The following is a 15,448-nucleotide window of genomic DNA, read 5'->3' as shown; positions in this document are numbered from 1 at the left end:
CCCCGCCGGTGCCGGTTTCCGCCGACGCGGCGCCCGATGCCTGATGTCAATCCACGATCTCGGGCAGCGGGCGCGGCGTGGACACTTTCCGCAGCCGGTCGTACAGCCTCCGCGCCTCGTCGATCCGCCCCTCTCCAGCCTTCTCGGGCTTTCGCCGAGCCGTCTCGGCCCAGGGAGTGGCGTGATTTTCTTCAGCCGCCAGATAGGCGGCAGTCGCAGCAAGCTCCAGCACCACGGCATTCGCATCGGCCGCTATGACGGCAAGCGCACGCCGCGACGCCTCCGTTGCGGGATCGGTCGACGGCAACGCCTCCTCGCCGGCAGGCGCCAGCTCGTAGGTCGAATAAAATCCACCCCACGATGCCTTGCCCTCGCTTTCCGTCACCAGATTGAACAGGCCGGCCACACGCGCGCCCTCTGCCACCGCTTCGCTATAGGGGCCGTAATGCTTGTAGCTGAACGACAACCCGTCCTCGAGCCCGGCGAGGGTAAGAAGATAGGCCGTCTTCTGCAGCCGGGTCCGTCCGACGATCCGCCCACCGGCATCGCGCACGATGCCAGCCACTTTCAGGGCCTCACTGTTCTGCATGTCCGGTCTCCTCCGCCACGATGCGCCAGACCTCGTCTGCGGCTGCATTATCGGCGACATACACTCTGAACACCTCGAACGTACGCAGCGCCGCCACCATCCGGGATCGCTCCTGAAGATCGACGATCAGCCCCGCGTCGTCGCGAACGCTGATCCGATCCAATACCCCCTTCGCCCGATCGCCCGACTTATATGGGGTGCGAACCGTCTGGTCGACCAGAATGGGCGGCAGGCGATCTTCCGACTGTTCCGTAAGGCGCCCTGCCAGCCTCTCTTTCACCCGGACACAGCATTTGCTGATCTCGTCATCACGTGCGCCACGACCGGACGGGTCAAGGTCGTGCTCGATTTTACGGCGGATATCCAGACATTTGAACAGCCGCCGCTCCCGAAGCCGTGTCGCCACCTCGCGGATGATGGGGTCCGTTGCACCGGATAGTTCCGGCAAAGCGCCCCAGATAACGGTGTCGTCAAGTTGCAGCAAACGCTCCGGGTCGTCGGGAGCAGACGCGAATCTGATGATCGGGTGCCGCTTCCCCAGGCCGGTCACGTCTGCCTCGTAAGATCGGCCTCGTTCGATCACCCTGACCAGCAGTTCTGTAAAAAGTCTCTCAGCACCACGCGTCGCCTTGTGAAAGTAGACGGTGGGGTAGAGTTGGAACAGGCCGGCAATGAAGGCTTCTGCCGCCATTACGGCCTTGGGCCCCAGGACGAATGTCTCGATCTTACCGATCGCGGTATCATCGACACCGCTTACCACCTGCCCGACTTCGAGATTGGCGATGAGCCACTCAAAATCGATGCCGCCGTGATGCGTCCCGGTCATCAATCTGTCCCGCTGCAGGTAATCGAGCCGGTCTGCGTCGAACTGGCTTGAGACAATCGCGTTGTGGATTGTCTGAGTGCCCTGCCCTTTGACCATATCCGCCACATCATCAGCAAACCCGCTGCCCAGCCCGCGCAAAAGCTCGCCGATTTCGCCCCTCCGGATGAGGATATCGCTCATCTCCTCGTGGTTTGCGAACCGCAGGCCAAGGCGCTTCCCGACCGCTTCGAAGGCATGACTGAACGGTCCGTGCCCGACGTCGTGCAGCAACGCTGCCGCCAACGCAATCGAGATCCGATGCACGTCGCGGCCGCTTCCCTTTTGCTTGACCACCTCCGCCAGACGCCGCGCCGTATGGAAAACGCCGATACTGTGGGCAAAACGCGAATGCGTCGCCCCGGGATAGACCAGATCCGAGAAGCCCAGCTGCTTCACACGTCTCAGGCGCTGAAACGGGGACGTCTGGATGATGTCCCACATCTTCTGCTCGAAGTCTTGCCCGGAGAATTCGATAAGGTTGTGCAACGGATCCCGAATACGTTGAACCTTCATCTCGCCTCCGCGACGTGGCTTTGTTCCGATTATGTTCCCAACCATATGCGGGATCAATGGCCGAAATCGATCGCAAGACGCGAGAACATCCCCGTCGCGCACCCGGCGTGCCGCCAGGGGCCCTGAAGGCAAAAACGATCACAGCCATCCGAAACGGATCGCTGTGCTGGCCTACGTCACACTCAGGGAAGAAGGGACAGGGGCGAAACGGCGGCCGCCCAACAGGTGGCGCGCCTGGGGCGCAGAATACGCGCCCTGCCTGCCGCGCCTGGCATGCAGAGCTGCGGCTGAGATGGCGGAGGGAGTGGGATTCGAACCCACGATACGTGTTACCGTATACACACTTTCCAGGCGTGCGCCTTCGACCGCTCGGCCATCCCTCCGGCCTTGTGCCCGATCGACTGTCTTGCTTGGGATGCTGTGCGGTGCGTGCATCCCGGTCGACCGGCGGCGCGCATTATAGCCGGACGACGGCGGGGCGCAACCGTCGATCTGGGGTCCGGGCCGGGATAATGGCAAGGGCATGTCGGAGCCGGGACATGCCGGGGCATATGCCGGAACCGCATGGCGGACGAAGTGCGGCGGCGGTTGCCAAGACGGGTTGATGGTCTAAGCTTGTCGTCGCTGGTCCTTGCACCCGCAGAACGGAGATTGTCTGCCGCATGTCGGTTCGCCGAAGCCTCGCCTTCCTGCTGCTCATCGCCGCCCTGGTTCTCGTCGGTCTCGAAGCCGTCGGGGCCTGGTATCAGGGGACATGGGAAATCATCCCCCTGTCCAGCCTGTGGGCAGCCATCGACCGCAACAGCCTGATCGGCCTGCAGGCCGGCCTCGAGAACGCCCTGTGGCCCGGTCTGTGGCCGCCGGTGCGGACGGTTCTGGAACTGCCGATCTGGGCGGTGGCGGGCGTGCTGGGCGTGCTGCTGCTGGCAACCGGCGGCAGAAGCGGCGAGGGTGACCGGCGTCGGCGGTTCAGTCGGCGGCGCTGACGAAAAATGCCCGGGGTGCATCAACCCCGGGCATCAACTTTATCCGGATGATTGCCGATCGGTCGATCAGCCGTCGATCTTGAGCGCAGCGATGAAGGCCGACTGCGGGATCTCGACATTGCCGTAGGTCCGCATGCGCTTCTTGCCTTCCTTCTGCTTCTCCAGCAGCTTGCGCTTGCGGCTGACGTCGCCGCCATAGCACTTGGCCAGCACGTCCTTGCGCAGGGCCTTCACGGTCTCACGTGCCACCACCCGGCCGCCGATCGCCGCCTGAACCGCGATCTGGAACATCTGGCGGGGGATCAGGTCCTTCAGCCGTTCACAGATCACCCGGCCACGCCCCTCCGACATGGCACGGTGGACGATGATCGACAGCGCGTCGACCGGCTCCTTGTTGACAAGGATCGTCAGCTTGACGAGATCGCTCTCCTCATAGCCCTGAAGCTGATAGTCGAAGCTGGCATAGCCGCGGCTGACCGACTTCAGCCGGTCGTAGAAATCGAACACCACCTCGGCCAGCGGCAGTTCATAGACGACCATCGCCCGGCCGCCGACATAGGTCAGCTCCTTCTGCCGGCCGCGCTTCTCTTCGCAGAGCTTCAGTACGGCGCCCAGATGGTCATCCGGAACCATGATGGTGGCATTGATCATCGGCTCTTCGATATGGTCGATCTGCACCGGGTCGGGCATGTCCGCCGGGTTGTGCAGCTCCATGATCGAGCCGTCGATCTTATAGACCTTATAGACCACGCTCGGCGCGGTGGTGATGAGGTCGAGATTGAACTCGCGCTCCAGCCGCTCCTGGATGATCTCAAGATGCAGCAGCCCCAGGAAGCCGCAACGGAAGCCCAGGCCCAGCGCCGTCGAGGTCTCGGGCTCGAAATGCAGCGCCGCATCGTTGAGCCGGAGCTTGCCCAGGCTGTCGCGCAGATGCTCGTAATCGCTGGCATCGACCGGGAAGAGCGAGCAGAACACCACCGGCACCGTCGGCTTGAAGCCGGGCAGAGGGGCCGCCGCCGGCCGGTCCTCTTCGGTGATGGTGTCGCCGACCTGGGCATCGGCGATGTCCTTGATGCCGGCGGTGATGAAGCCGATCGAGCCGCAGCCCAACGTGTCGATCATCAGCGGCTTGGGCGTGAACACGCCCACTCGGTCCACCGGATGCGCACGCTTCGTCGCCATGAAGCGGATCTTGGAACCCTTCCTGAGCGTCCCGTCCTTCACGCGCACCAGGATGACCACGCCCAGATAGGGGTCGTACCAGCTGTCGACGACCAGCGCCTTCAGTGGCGCCGCCGGATCGCCGGCAGGGGCCGGCAGACGGGTAATCAGGGCTTCAAGCACGTCGTCGATGCCGACACCGGTCTTGGCCGAAATCGGGATCGCCTGCGAGGCATCGAGCCCGATCACGTCCTCGATCTGCTGCTTGATGCGCTCGGGCTCCGCCGCAGGAAGATCGACCTTGTTCAGCACCGGCACGATCTCGTGATCATTGTCGATCGCGAGATAAGCATTGGCGAGCGTCTGCGCCTCCACGCCCTGGCTGGCATCGACCAGCAACAGAGAACCTTCGCAGGCCGACAGCGAGCGGCTGACCTCGTAGGAGAAATCGACATGGCCGGGCGTGTCGATCAGGTTCAGCTCGTAGGTCTTGCCGTCCTTGGCGTCATAGGTCAGCCGGACGGTCTGCGCCTTGATCGTGATGCCCCGCTCGCGCTCGATATCCATCGAATCGAGGATCTGCTCCTTCATCTCGCGGCCCTGAAGACCGCCCAGCCGCTCGATCAGGCGGTCGGCGAGGGTCGACTTGCCATGGTCGATATGGGCGATGATCGAGAAGTTGCGGATGTTCGCGAGGTCGGTCATGGACATCCCCGAAGGGCCGGGCCCCGTCAGCCGGATGGGCACAAGGGGCCGGGCAGGCACAAGCGTTTGAGTTGCCGGGGAACATAAGGCCCGCAAGGGGCGCTGGCAACCGGGATCGGCGTCGGCGGGCCGGCGCAGGCAGACCGGGTTCAGGCGGCGCCGCGCACCAGCCCGTTGGCCGCGGCCGGCGCTTCGTCTTCGGCCTCGTCCATCTCCACCACCCAGGGTGTGGCGTGGAGCCCCGGCAGGATCACGTCATCCTCCTGATCTGCCGCGGTATGCCCCAGCACTGCATAGAGCTGGATCGGGTCGGTCTTGCCGGCGAGCACGGTCGGCGCCAGCCGTTCGAGCAGGAAGCCCCCGCCGGCCTTGGCGACGACCGCCTCCGAGATCAACAGGTCACGGCCATGCTGTTTGCACGCCGCCTCGATCCGGCTGGCGGTGTTGACCGTGTCGCCGATCACCGTGTGCTCCAGCCGCTCGGGCGTGCCGACATTGCCGACGAGCGCCGGGCCGACATGAACACCCACATCCTGGGCGAGCGGCGGTTCCCCCGCGGCGATCCGCCGCCGGTTCAGCCGCTCCAGCGCCTCGCGCATGGCAAGTGCCGTCTCCAGCGCCCGGCGGGCCGGATTGGGGTCGGGTTCGGCCGAGCCGAAGGTCACCATGATCGCATCGCCGATGAACTTGTCGAGCGTGCCGCCATGGGCAAAGACGGTGGCGACCATCTCGGCATGGTAGCTGCGCAGCAGGTCCAGCACATGGGCGGGCGGCATCTGGGCGGAGAGGTGGGTGAAACCGCGGATATCGGCAAACAGAACCGCCACCTCGCGCACCACCCCGCCGGGGCGGAAGAAATCGTCACCGCCTTCCGCGATCCGGGCGGCCACGGCCGGCGAGAAATAACGGCGAAGCTGGTCCGAGGCATGCTGCTGTCGCACCGCCTGAACCGCCATGCGGCGGGCGACCCGGGTCATGACGGCGAGCAGCAGCCCCACCACCATCACGATCACCATATCGGCGACCACCAGCCTGGGCGCCACCCCCATGCCGGTCATGGCGGCCAGCGGGTCGGTGGTGATCGCCGTGCGCGGATCATTCAGGATCATGCCCGAGAAACCGCCATAGATCGCCACGAAGCCGACGGCGATCACCAGCGGATAGGCCGGACGGAAGGCGAGCGCGTTTACCACCATCACCATCAGCACGCCGACGGTCATGCGGGTCTGCAGGAAAAACTGCGGCCCGACCACCTGATCGGCGCCCGAGCCGATATACCAGATCACGGGCAGTCCGCTCAGCACCATCACGTCCAGCAGGGTCGCCAGATAGCCGGTCAGCTTGGGGCAGCCCTGGCGATCCAGATGCATCAGCAGGGCCGCGGTCCCGATCGCAGCACCGCCGCAGAGCAGACCGACCAGCGCCAGTTCGCCAATGGTCTGATACAGGAAGACATGCAACCCGAAGACGATGCCGAGCATGCCGAGCCGGGCGACCAGCGCGAAGCGCACGCCCTTCTTTTCCCGGGCAAGCAACAGTTGATCGACTTCGGACATGCGCCGGCAGCCTCTGACGGACAGGTATGGCACGAGATGTGGCGATCTGGCGGAAGGCACGGCCGTCCCACCGCATGCAGGCCGACCGCATATGGGCGTGTTTCCGGGCGCCATCAATGCCGCAACCGATCCGAATGACACCCGGATGACAATCATACGGCAGCGCAGCAAAAATGGATCGTGTCAAAAACGCAGGGGCGGCACGGTCTGCGACGCATGTCACACCCCGTGCCGCCCCCGGCTTTTTTCGTCGTGGCTGTTTTCGTCCGAAACCGCCGGCCCCCGTCAGCCCCGCAGCACGGCCCCCGTCGCCTTGGTGACCGCGGCGACGATCCGATCCGACACCGCCTGGATTTCGGCATCGGTCAGGGTGCGCTCCACCGGCTGCAGGGTCACCGACACCGCAAGCGACACCTTGCCGGCGCCCAGCCGCTCACCCTCGTAGCGGTCGAAGACCGAGACGTCGGTGATCAGCTTCTTTTCGGCGCCGCGCACCGCCTTGATCAGCGCCTCGGCCGCAACCCCGGCATCGACCACGAAGGCGAAATCGCGCTCGACCGGCTGCAGGTCGTGCAGCACCAGCGCCGGACGGGTCCGGTCGGCCTTGCGCTTGGGCTCCGGCAGGGCGTCGAGATCCAGCTCGAAGCCGACGGCCGGCCCCTTCACGTCATGGGCCTCGACCACCAGCGGATGCAGCTCGCCGAAGAAGCCGAGCGTCAGCTTCGGCCCCAGCTTCACCGCGGCCGACCGGCCGGGATGGTAATGGCCGGGCGCCTCGCCGGCGACGATCTGCACCTTGTCGGCATCCATGCCCGCGGCCGCAAGCGCCGCCAGGATGTCGGCCTTGGCATCGAAGACATCGACCGTCCGCGGCTGCCCGGTCCAGCTGCGCGGCCCGGTGCGGCCGGTGCGCAGACCGGTCGCCAGGTTGCGCTGGTCGGAAGGCGCGATGCCGCGCCAGCCGGGGCCGACCTCGAACCACCGGCCGTCCAGCTCGCCACGGGCGGCAGCCCGACCGGCCACCATGACCAGAGAGGCGAGCGGGGTGGGCCGCATCACTTCCAGATCCGCCGAGATCGGGTTCAGCAGATGCAGCTCGTCCGCCCCGCCGCCGAAGCGCCGGGCGGCGGCCGCGGTCAGGAAGGAGTAGTTCACCGTCTCGACCAGGCCGCGGGCGGCCAGATCGCGGCGGACCCAGCCGGCCCGGCGACGGCGGTCGTTGGCTGCGGTGCGGGTCACCACATCCACCCGCGGCAACGGCACCGGCGGCACGGCGTCATAGCCGTTGATGCGCAGCACCTCCTCGACCAGATCCGCCTCGCCCTCGACATCCTGGCGCCAGCTCGGCACCCGGACCTGCCAGAGGGCGTCGCTCTCCTGCACCACGTCGAAGCCGAGGCGGGTGAGGATGGTGGCCTGCGCCGCCGGATCGACGACGATGCCGCCCAGGCTTTCCACCCGCGCCGGGCGGAAGCCGATGACCCGGTCGAAGCCCGGCACCTCGCCCGCGACCGTGACCTCGGATGCCTCGCCACCGGCAAGCGTCAGGATCAGCGCGGTCGCAATCTCGGTGCCCGGCAGCACCGTCTCGGGGTCGACGGTGCGCTCGAACCGATAGCGGGCATCGCTCAGGATCGAGAGGGCCCGGCCGCTTTCGGCGATCCGCTTCGGATCGAACCAGGCGCATTCCAGCACCACCTCGGTGGTGGTCTCGTCGACGCCGGTCGCCTCGCCACCCATGATGCCGCCCAGGCTCTGCACCCCGGCATCGTCGGCGATCACCACGTCGCGGCCGGCACCCAGCGCATAGGTCCGCTCGTCCAGCGCCTTCAGGCTTTCGCCCTCGGCAGCGGTGCGGATGGTCAGATCGCCGGTCAGCTTCTTCGCGTCGAAGACATGCAGCGGCCGGCCCAGATCCAGCGACACATAATTGGTGATGTCGACCAGCACCGAAATCGGCCTGAGCCCGACCGCGGTCAGCCGGCGCAGCATCCAGTCGGGTGCTGTACCATTGGTCACGCCGCGGATGGTGCGCCCGGCAAAGACCGGGCAGCCGGACCTGGCGTCATCGGTGATCCGGATGGCCACGGGGTTCGGGAAACGGCCGGCAACCGGGGTCGCCTCCAGCGGCTTCAGCGTACCGAGACCGGCGGCGGCCAGATCCCGGGCAATGCCGCGCACGCCCAGGCAATCGCCCCGGTTGGGGGTGATCGCAATCTCGATGACCGGGTCATCGACGCCCAGCACCGGCGCGAAGGGCTGGCCGAGCGGCGCATCCCCGGGCATCTCGATGATGCCGTCATGCTCGTCCGACAGGCCCATCTCGCGCATCGAGACCAGCATGCCGTTGCTTTCGACGCCGCGGATCTTCGAGGGCTTGAGCGTCAGCCCGGTGCCGGGCACGGTCAGGCCTGAACGGGCGAAAACCGCCTTCATGCCGGTGCGGGCGTTGGGGGCGCCGCAGACGACCTGAACCTCGCCATCGCCGGTATCGACCCGGCAGACCCGGAGCTTGTCGGCATCCGGATGCTTCTCGGCCGAGATGACATGGGCGACGGTGAACGGGGCGAGGGCCGCGCGCCGGTCGGTGATCTCTTCGACCTCGAGCCCGACGGCGGTCAGCGCCAGCGCGATCCGGTCCAGATCGGCATCGGTGTCGAGATGGTCCTTCAGCCAGGACAGGGTGAACTTCATCGCGAGTGATCTCCGTTCAGCGCGTCAGTCCGCCGGCAAGCGTCGGCAGATCGGCCGCCGCGAAGCCGTAATGCTTCAGCCAGCGCGGATCGCCCTCGAAGAAGGTGCGCAGATCCGGCACGCCGTACTTCAGCATGGCGATGCGTTCGATGCCCATGCCGAAGGCGAAGCCCTGATACTCGTTGGGATCGATGCCGGCCATGGCCAGCACCTTGGGGTGGACCATGCCGCAGCCCAGGATCTCCAGCCAGTCGCCGTAATTGCCGATCTTGAGTTCGCCGCCGCCGCGCTGGCAGCCGATATCCATCTCGGCCGACGGTTCCGTGAACGGGAAATAGCTCGGACGGAAACGCACCGGCAGATCGTCGACCTCGAAGAAGGCCTTGGCGAACTCGATCAGACAGCCCTTCAGATGCGCCATGGTGATGTCGCGATCGATCACCAGCCCCTCCACCTGATGGAACATCGGGGTGTGGGTCATGTCGCTGTCGCTGCGATAGGTCCGCCCCGGCGCGATGATCCGGTAAGGCGGCTTGCCCGCCTCCATGGTGCGGATCTGCACCGGCGAGGTGTGGGTGCGCAGCACCAGGTTGGCACCGTCTTCGGCCTTGCCGCGGACGTAGAAAGTGTCGTGCATCTGCCGGGCGGGATGCTCCGGCGGGATGTTGAGCGCGGTGAAGTTGTAGTAGTCGGTCTCGATCTGCGGACCTTCGGCCACCTGGAAGCCCATATCGGCGAAGATGGCCGTCAGTTCGTCGATCACCTGCGAGATCGGGTGAATGCGGCCCTGGGGCTCGGGTCGCACCGGCAGGGTGACGTCGATCCGCTCGGCCGCGAGACGGGCATCCAGGGCCGCCGCCTTCAGCACCTCGCGGCGGGCCTCCAGGGCCGTCTGCAGCTGGTCGCGCACCTGGTTCAGCGCCTGGCCGGTCGCCTTGCGCGCCTCGGGGTCCAGGGCGCCAAGGCCCTTCAGCATCTCGGTGATGCGGCCCTTGCGGCCAAAGGCCTGAACGCGCACCTCTTCGAGCGCGTCGAGATCGGCGGCAGCGGCGATGCGCCCCTCGATCTCCTCCTTCAGGCTGTCGATGTCGGTCATGGAGGCCTCGGGATCAGTTTGGCTCGACGGTCTTATGCGTATCGGACGTCTGAGATCCGACGGAGGGGCAGAATGCGCGTTCACCGGTGACGGTTCGATGACACCGCGCCCTTCCGGATAAACCTGGCTCAGAACGCAAAACGAGGGGTCCCGCAGGCGCGGGCCCCCTCGCTTCGATCGGCGTCCTTCTGTGCCGGATCCGGGTTACCGGGCGTCACCGCCCGATATCCGCGTCTCTCAGGCACCGGCCTTGGCGAGAGCGCTCTGCGCCTGCTCGACAAGGCTCTTAAAGGCTGCGGGCTCGTGCACGGCCAGATCCGACAGGACCTTGCGGTCCATCTCGATGGCCGCGGCCTTCAGGCCGGCCATGAACTGGCTGTAGGTCATGCCCAGCTCACGCGTACCGGCGTTGATGCGCTGGATCCACAGCGCGCGGAACTGGCGCTTGCGGACGCGGCGGTCGCGGTAGGCGTACTGCAGGTTCTTGTCGACGCGCTGCTTGGCTGCGCGGATCGTCTTGGACGAGCGGCCACGGGCGCCCTCGGCCAGCTTCAGAACCTTCTTGTGGCGCGCATGGGACGTCACGCCGCGCTTCACACGGGCCATCGTCTGTACTCCCGATGGAAATCATTGGAGCCGGCCGTTCAATCGGCCGGACACTGCATCTTCTGTCGTCGTCCGCCAGGGGCCGGTCAGGCGTAGGGCAGGAACTGCTTGACGATCTTCGCGTCGGCAGCCGTCAGGATCTGGGTCTTGCGGCTGTTGCGCTTCTGCTTCTGCGTCTTGGACGACATGCAGTGACGATGGAAGGCGCTGGCGCGGCGGACCTTGCCGCTCGCAGTCAGGCGGAACCGCTTCTTGGCGCCGCTCTTGCTCTTCAGCTTTGGCATTTTGCTCTCCGTCTGTTCAGGTCGCATCCCCCCCTGAGCCGTCAGGAACGGCACGGGACGATGCGGAGCATCCATGGCGGACGGGCATGCCAGAAGCCACGGCCACCATGTCGCGCGGAACGGTCGCCCGTCCCGGCGTTTCGAAGCCGGCTTTATAGCGACGCCACCGGCACTTGGCAAGTGCAGGACGCACGCCGCTGCCGAAAAGGCAGCCGGGATCCCACGGGTCCCGGCGCCCATCGCAAGCCAGCAGGCACGAGACCGGTCAGCTCATGCCTTTTCGGCGGCCTTGTCCGCACCTTCGGCCTTCTCGCCCGGCTGGACGAGCGGTGCAAGCACCATGGTCATCTGACGACCTTCAAGGGTCGGGCGCTGCTCGACCTTGCCCAGTTCGGCAAGATCACCCGAAACCCGCATCAGGACGCGCATGCCCAGATCCTGGTGCGTCACTTCACGACCGCGGAAGCGCATGGTGATCTTCACCTTGTCGCCTTCGGTCAGGAACTTGACGGCATGCTTCATCTTGACGTTGTAGTCGTTGTCGTCGATGTTCGGCCGGAACTTGAGTTCCTTGATCTCGATCGTCTTGTGCTTCTTCCGGGCCTCCTGGGCCTTCTTCTGCGACTCGTACTTGAACTTGCCGTAGTCGAGAAGCTTGCACACGGGCGGTTCGGCCTGAGCCGCAACCTCAACCAGGTCGAGCCCGGCATCGGCAGCGCGGTTCAGAGCGTCGTCCCGGGAGACGATACCGATCATGTTGCCGTCGGCGTCGATCAGACGCACCTGCGGCACGCGGATGGCTTCATTGATGCGATGGGCGTCGCGATTCGCGTTCGGCGCCACCGGCATTGGTCTTCTAGCGATGGTCAGTCCCCTTTCGATTGCCGACCGGAAACCCGCACCCTGCAGGCCGGGCCAGGGAACCCATGCCCGGCCACGGCACCGGTCGGCGAAAACCGGATATGGTGACGACGGGATGGTTCTTGAACCGGGCGACAGGACATGAGGCGGGGTCGACGCGCACATGCGCGTCGCCGATATGACAGAAGGATAGTCACGGTCCGGTGTCGTGCAAGTCTTTCTTGAACGGCAACTTAGCCCCGGTCACGTCTCGAGCAGCCGACGGATGGCGGTGGCGACCTCTCCGACCGACAGATCGGCAAGCCGATCGGACCGTACCCACGAGGCGCGCGGCCCCCGGGGGCGGGTCAGCTGCGGGTCGCTTTCCTTCGAGAACAGGCTGAGCGACGGGCAGCCGACCGCAGCGATCAGATGCATCGGCCCGGTGTCGTTGCCCACCGCGATCGCCGCACGTCGGGCGAGACTTGCGATCTCGGCAAAACTGGTGCGCCCCTGCAACGATACGGCCCGCGGCTCGGCAGCCACCACCGCATCGATCGCTCCGGCCTCGGCAGTCGTGCCGATCAGCATCGGTACGATCCCCTGATCGGCAAGCAGCCCCGCGGTCTCGGCATACTTCGCGGCCGGCCAGCGCTTGCCCGGGCGATGCGCGGCGCCACCCGGCACCAGCAGACCGAACCGCCCCGGCAGATCGAAGCCCGACAGATCCGCCTTCAGGAAGCCGAGATCCGGCGCCGGCACCCGGGTGATCCCGGCCATGGCCAGCTGTTCGGCCTGACGCTCCAGCGTGTGCATGTGGTCGCGTTGCGGGTTGGCATGGGGCAGCGCGCATCCGGGCGCAATGCCGGACCAGAGCGGCCGCGGCCGGTCGAACAGGCGGAAATAGCTGCTGCTGCGATCGCTGGTCTGCAGGTCGTAGACCCGCTCGAAGCCTTCGGCGTTCAGCCGGCGGCGCATGTCGCGGACCTTGCCGAACTGCCAGGCCTTGGGGCGCTCGTCGATCCAGATCTCGTCGAACAGCCCGCTTTGTTCCAGCAGCCCGGCATAGGGCTTCGTGGTCAGCAGGGTGATGCGGCCCTCCGGATGGGCCAGGCGGATCGCCTTCATCGGCCCCAGCGCCAGGATCACGTCACCGAAGGCGGAATGCTTGATCACCAGCACCCGGGCCTTCGGATCCGGCATTGGCGGCACGACGATCTTCTGTGCCCTCTTCATACCGGTCGCCCCCGGGCCAGCGCCTCCTCGTAGACCGCCAGCGTGGATGCCTGCATCCGGGCAAGGGTGAAACGGCCGTCGACATGGGCGATCATCGCGCGCGCCGCGGCGGCCCGCGCCTTCGGATCCATGGTCAGGGCCAGCCCCAGTGCCCGGGCCAGCGCCCCGGCATCCCCCGGCGGCACAAGCATGCCGCCGATATTCGTGTCCACGGTCTCGCGCGCGCCGCCATGATCCGTGGCGATGATCCAGCGGCCCATCGCCTGGGCCTCCACCGGCACCCGGCCGAAAGCCTCAGGCTCCGTCGCCGGCGACACCACCACATCGGCGAGCATATAGGCCGCCGGCATGTCGCGTTCGGCCTCCGCAATGCCCACCACATCCTCCAGCCCGCGATCCCGGATCGCCTGCTCGACCTCGGCGCGGTAGCTCTCGGTGCCGGGGGCCGCGCCCACCATCACGCATTGCACATCGCGCCGCCCAAGCTCGGCCAGCGCGTCGAGCAGAACCATATGCCCCTTCCACCGGCTGAGCCGGCCCGGCATCAGGATCAGTGCCCGGCTTTCGTCCAGCCGCCAGCGGCGGGCCAGTGCGATGATCCGGTCGGCCGAGACCGCTGCCGGATGGAATTTCGAAACATCCACCCCACGCGGGATGGTCCGGATCACGGCCGGATCGACGCCATAGACCGTCTGCAGATGGTCGGCGATGAAGTCCGAGATCGCGATCAGCGGCCGGCCGCGGGTCATCACCGCGTTATAGCGGCGCTTCAGCCAGCTGCCGTGACCATAGGTGCCGTGAAAGGTGGTCACGAAGGGGGTGTCGGTGCGCTCCGCCGCCATAAAGGCGCTCCAGGCCGGTGCGCGAGAGCGGGCATGGACCAGATCCACCCCCTCTTCCCGGATCAGATCGGCAAGCCGCCCGGCATTGGCGCGGATCGCCCAGGGGCGCTTGGTCGCCAGCGGCAGGGTGACATGCCGGCCGCCCAGCCGCTCCAGTTCCACGGCCAGCGGTCCGCCCGCCGAGGCCACGACGGCACGCCAGCCGGCGGCGATCAGGCCGGCGGCGATGTCGACGGTGCCGCGCTCCACACCGCCCGGTCCCAGCGCCGGAAGCACCTGAAGAACGGTGCGCGGCCGGGGGGCCGACGCGGGGGGCGTCACAGGACCGTCGTTTGGGTCATGGGCGGGCTTGCTGCTAATATCGTCCGATTGCACCGGGTTCAGGGCTCCATGCGGGCGCGGGCACGGCTGGCCCGGCCACCCGGCCGGATCCGCCCACAGACTACACGAGCGACCTTTCGGGCAGAAGTCCGGGCTGCCCACGCCCCGAAATGGTCACCGGTCCACCTGTCATGCATCCGGCCCGTCACGCCCGCCCTCGTCCACATCCAACCCCATCCCCCAAATGGAGGATCGCGTGTCCACCCCCACCTCTTCCGCCGACCCCGCCCATCCCGCCGGTTCCGATACCGGCCGTATCGATCGCGGCGACGGCGTGCATCTGGCCTATCATCGCCATCTGCCCAAGCTCTGGGCGCCTGGGCCGGGCGTCGTATTCCTGGGCGGGTTCCGCTCGGACATGACCGGCACCAAGGCCATGGCGCTCGACGGGTTCTGCGCCCGCACCGGCCGGCCCTATCTGCGCTTCGACTATTCCGGTCACGGCATCTCGGACGGCGCCTTCGAGGACGGCTGCATCGGCCGCTGGGTCGAGGATGCGCTGGTGATGATCGATCGCCTGACCGACGGCCCGCTGGTCCTGGTGGGCTCCAGCATGGGCGGCTGGATCATGCTGCGCGTCGCCCTGGCCCGCCCTGATCGGGTGAAGGGCATGATCGGCATCGCCGCGGCGCCCGATTTCACCGAAAAGCTGATGTGGCCCGACATGACCGCCGACCAGCAGGCGACGCTGCTTCGCGACGGCCGCCTGGAGATCCCGTCGGAATACGACCCGGAGCCCACGGTGATCACCCGTCGGCTGATCGAAGAGGGGCGCGACAATCTGGTGCTCGACGGCCCCATCCCCTTCGAAGGGCCGGTGCGCCTGCTCCATGGCCTGGAAGATCCCGACGTACCCTGGCGGCTGTCGCTGGAAACCGCCGCGGCCCTGACCACCACCGATCTCCGGATCGAACTGGTCAAGGGCGGCGATCACCGGCTTTCGACGCCTTCGGACATCGCCATGCTGACCCGCACCCTCGACGAGGTGTGCCGGCTGGTGGTCGAAGCGGATTGATCCGGGGCCACGGCTCCCCACATATCGGGAACCTTCAGCCGCCGCAGCCTTCAGGAGTGCCCTGCCGATGATCGGAACG

General features: G+C 66.7%; 13 protein-coding genes and 1 tRNA gene. 2 read left to right on the top strand and 12 right to left on the bottom strand.

What is annotated here, in order from left to right:
• Positions 1-46 precede the first annotated feature (46 nt).
• The 3 genes from CMO28_RS21820 to CMO28_RS21810 form a co-directional block, all read right to left on the bottom strand.
• Positions 47-589, bottom strand: coding sequence for a hypothetical protein (locus CMO28_RS21820; RefSeq protein WP_296716976.1), 543 nt, complete (start codon positions 587-589; stop codon positions 47-49).
• The gene (locus CMO28_RS21815) at positions 576-1,967 is read right to left on the bottom strand and encodes an HD domain-containing protein (protein ID WP_296716974.1); all 1,392 of its coding nucleotides are present in this window, start codon (positions 1,965-1,967) and stop codon (positions 576-578) included. The genes CMO28_RS21820 and CMO28_RS21815 overlap by 14 nt, the downstream gene beginning before the upstream one ends.
• Before the next feature lie 293 nt (positions 1,968-2,260).
• Positions 2,261-2,350: transfer RNA gene (locus CMO28_RS21810), tRNA-Ser, on the bottom strand.
• A 279-nt stretch (positions 2,351-2,629) separates the two neighbouring features.
• On the opposite strand from CMO28_RS21810, the gene CMO28_RS21805 reads away from it, so the two are divergent.
• Positions 2,630-2,953, top strand: a complete 324-nt coding sequence (locus CMO28_RS21805) for a hypothetical protein (protein ID WP_296716972.1) — start codon at positions 2,630-2,632, stop codon at positions 2,951-2,953.
• A gap of 66 nt (positions 2,954-3,019) precedes the next feature.
• Here CMO28_RS21805 and lepA read toward each other — a convergent pair whose 3' ends face one another.
• From lepA to CMO28_RS21760, 9 genes are all read right to left on the bottom strand, one after another.
• A complete protein-coding gene (gene lepA / locus CMO28_RS21800) occupies positions 3,020-4,819 on the bottom strand; it encodes a translation elongation factor 4 (RefSeq protein ID WP_296716969.1) in 1,800 nt (599 codons plus the stop codon).
• A gap of 149 nt (positions 4,820-4,968) precedes the next feature.
• Positions 4,969-6,375 (bottom strand): adenylate/guanylate cyclase domain-containing protein, encoded by a 1,407-nt coding sequence (locus CMO28_RS21795; protein ID WP_296716965.1) that lies wholly within the window; start codon positions 6,373-6,375, stop codon positions 4,969-4,971.
• Positions 6,376-6,660: 285 nt separating this feature from the next.
• Positions 6,661-9,069 (bottom strand): phenylalanine--tRNA ligase subunit beta, encoded by a 2,409-nt coding sequence (gene pheT, locus CMO28_RS21790; protein WP_296716962.1) that lies wholly within the window; start codon positions 9,067-9,069, stop codon positions 6,661-6,663.
• Positions 9,070-9,085: 16 nt separating this feature from the next.
• Positions 9,086-10,165, bottom strand: coding sequence for a phenylalanine--tRNA ligase subunit alpha (gene pheS, locus CMO28_RS21785; RefSeq protein ID WP_014743717.1), 1,080 nt, complete (start codon positions 10,163-10,165; stop codon positions 9,086-9,088).
• 237 nt (positions 10,166-10,402) lie between these two features.
• Entirely contained in the window at positions 10,403-10,771 is a 369-nt protein-coding gene (gene rplT, locus CMO28_RS21780; protein WP_014743716.1) for a 50S ribosomal protein L20, read from the bottom strand.
• Between the two features lie 86 nt (positions 10,772-10,857).
• Positions 10,858-11,055, bottom strand: a complete 198-nt coding sequence (gene rpmI, locus CMO28_RS21775; RefSeq protein WP_014743715.1) for a 50S ribosomal protein L35 — start codon at positions 11,053-11,055, stop codon at positions 10,858-10,860.
• A gap of 270 nt (positions 11,056-11,325) precedes the next feature.
• Positions 11,326-11,904 carry a translation initiation factor IF-3 gene (infC, locus tag CMO28_RS21770; RefSeq protein ID WP_062761755.1) on the bottom strand — a complete coding sequence of 193 codons (579 nt, stop codon included), beginning with the start codon at positions 11,902-11,904 and terminating at the stop codon, positions 11,326-11,328.
• 255 nt (positions 11,905-12,159) lie between these two features.
• Positions 12,160-13,131, bottom strand: a complete 972-nt coding sequence (locus tag CMO28_RS21765) for a glycosyltransferase family 9 protein (protein ID WP_296716954.1) — start codon at positions 13,129-13,131, stop codon at positions 12,160-12,162.
• Positions 13,128-14,222, bottom strand: coding sequence for a glycosyltransferase family 4 protein (locus CMO28_RS21760; RefSeq protein WP_296716952.1), 1,095 nt, complete (start codon positions 14,220-14,222; stop codon positions 13,128-13,130). The genes CMO28_RS21765 and CMO28_RS21760 overlap by 4 nt, the downstream gene beginning before the upstream one ends.
• 328 nt (positions 14,223-14,550) lie before the next feature.
• On the opposite strand from CMO28_RS21760, the gene CMO28_RS21755 reads away from it, so the two are divergent.
• A complete protein-coding gene (locus CMO28_RS21755; protein WP_296716949.1) occupies positions 14,551-15,369 on the top strand; it encodes an alpha/beta hydrolase in 819 nt (272 codons plus the stop codon).
• The last annotated feature ends 79 nt before the right edge of the window (positions 15,370-15,448 follow it).

The sequence above is a fragment of the Tistrella sp. genome (assembly GCF_002684955.1).
GTDB lineage: Bacteria > Pseudomonadota > Alphaproteobacteria > Tistrellales > Tistrellaceae > Tistrella > Tistrella mobilis.
Note: the sequence above shows the minus strand (reverse complement) of the source record. Positions and strands in the feature narration are given on the sequence as shown.

Bases quoted from the DNA above. Each gene is read 5' to 3' on its own strand.
- CMO28_RS21820 (WP_296716976.1), bottom strand. From the start codon at position 589: ATGCAGAACAGTGAGGCCCTGAAAGTGGCTGGCATCGTGCGCGATGCC.
- CMO28_RS21815 (WP_296716974.1), bottom strand. From the start codon at position 1,967: ATGAAGGTTCAACGTATTCGGGATCCGTTGCACAACCTTATCGAATTC.
- CMO28_RS21805 (WP_296716972.1), top strand. From the start codon at position 2,630: ATGTCGGTTCGCCGAAGCCTCGCCTTCCTGCTGCTCATCGCCGCCCTG.
- lepA (WP_296716969.1), bottom strand. From the start codon at position 4,819: ATGACCGACCTCGCGAACATCCGCAACTTCTCGATCATCGCCCATATC.
- CMO28_RS21795 (WP_296716965.1), bottom strand. From the start codon at position 6,375: ATGTCCGAAGTCGATCAACTGTTGCTTGCCCGGGAAAAGAAGGGCGTG.
- pheT (WP_296716962.1), bottom strand. From the start codon at position 9,069: ATGAAGTTCACCCTGTCCTGGCTGAAGGACCATCTCGACACCGATGCC.
- pheS (WP_014743717.1), bottom strand. From the start codon at position 10,165: ATGACCGACATCGACAGCCTGAAGGAGGAGATCGAGGGGCGCATCGCC.
- rplT (WP_014743716.1), bottom strand. From the start codon at position 10,771: ATGGCCCGTGTGAAGCGCGGCGTGACGTCCCATGCGCGCCACAAGAAG.
- rpmI (WP_014743715.1), bottom strand. From the start codon at position 11,055: ATGCCAAAGCTGAAGAGCAAGAGCGGCGCCAAGAAGCGGTTCCGCCTG.
- infC (WP_062761755.1), bottom strand. From the start codon at position 11,904: ATGCCGGTGGCGCCGAACGCGAATCGCGACGCCCATCGCATCAATGAA.
- CMO28_RS21765 (WP_296716954.1), bottom strand. From the start codon at position 13,131: ATGAAGAGGGCACAGAAGATCGTCGTGCCGCCAATGCCGGATCCGAAG.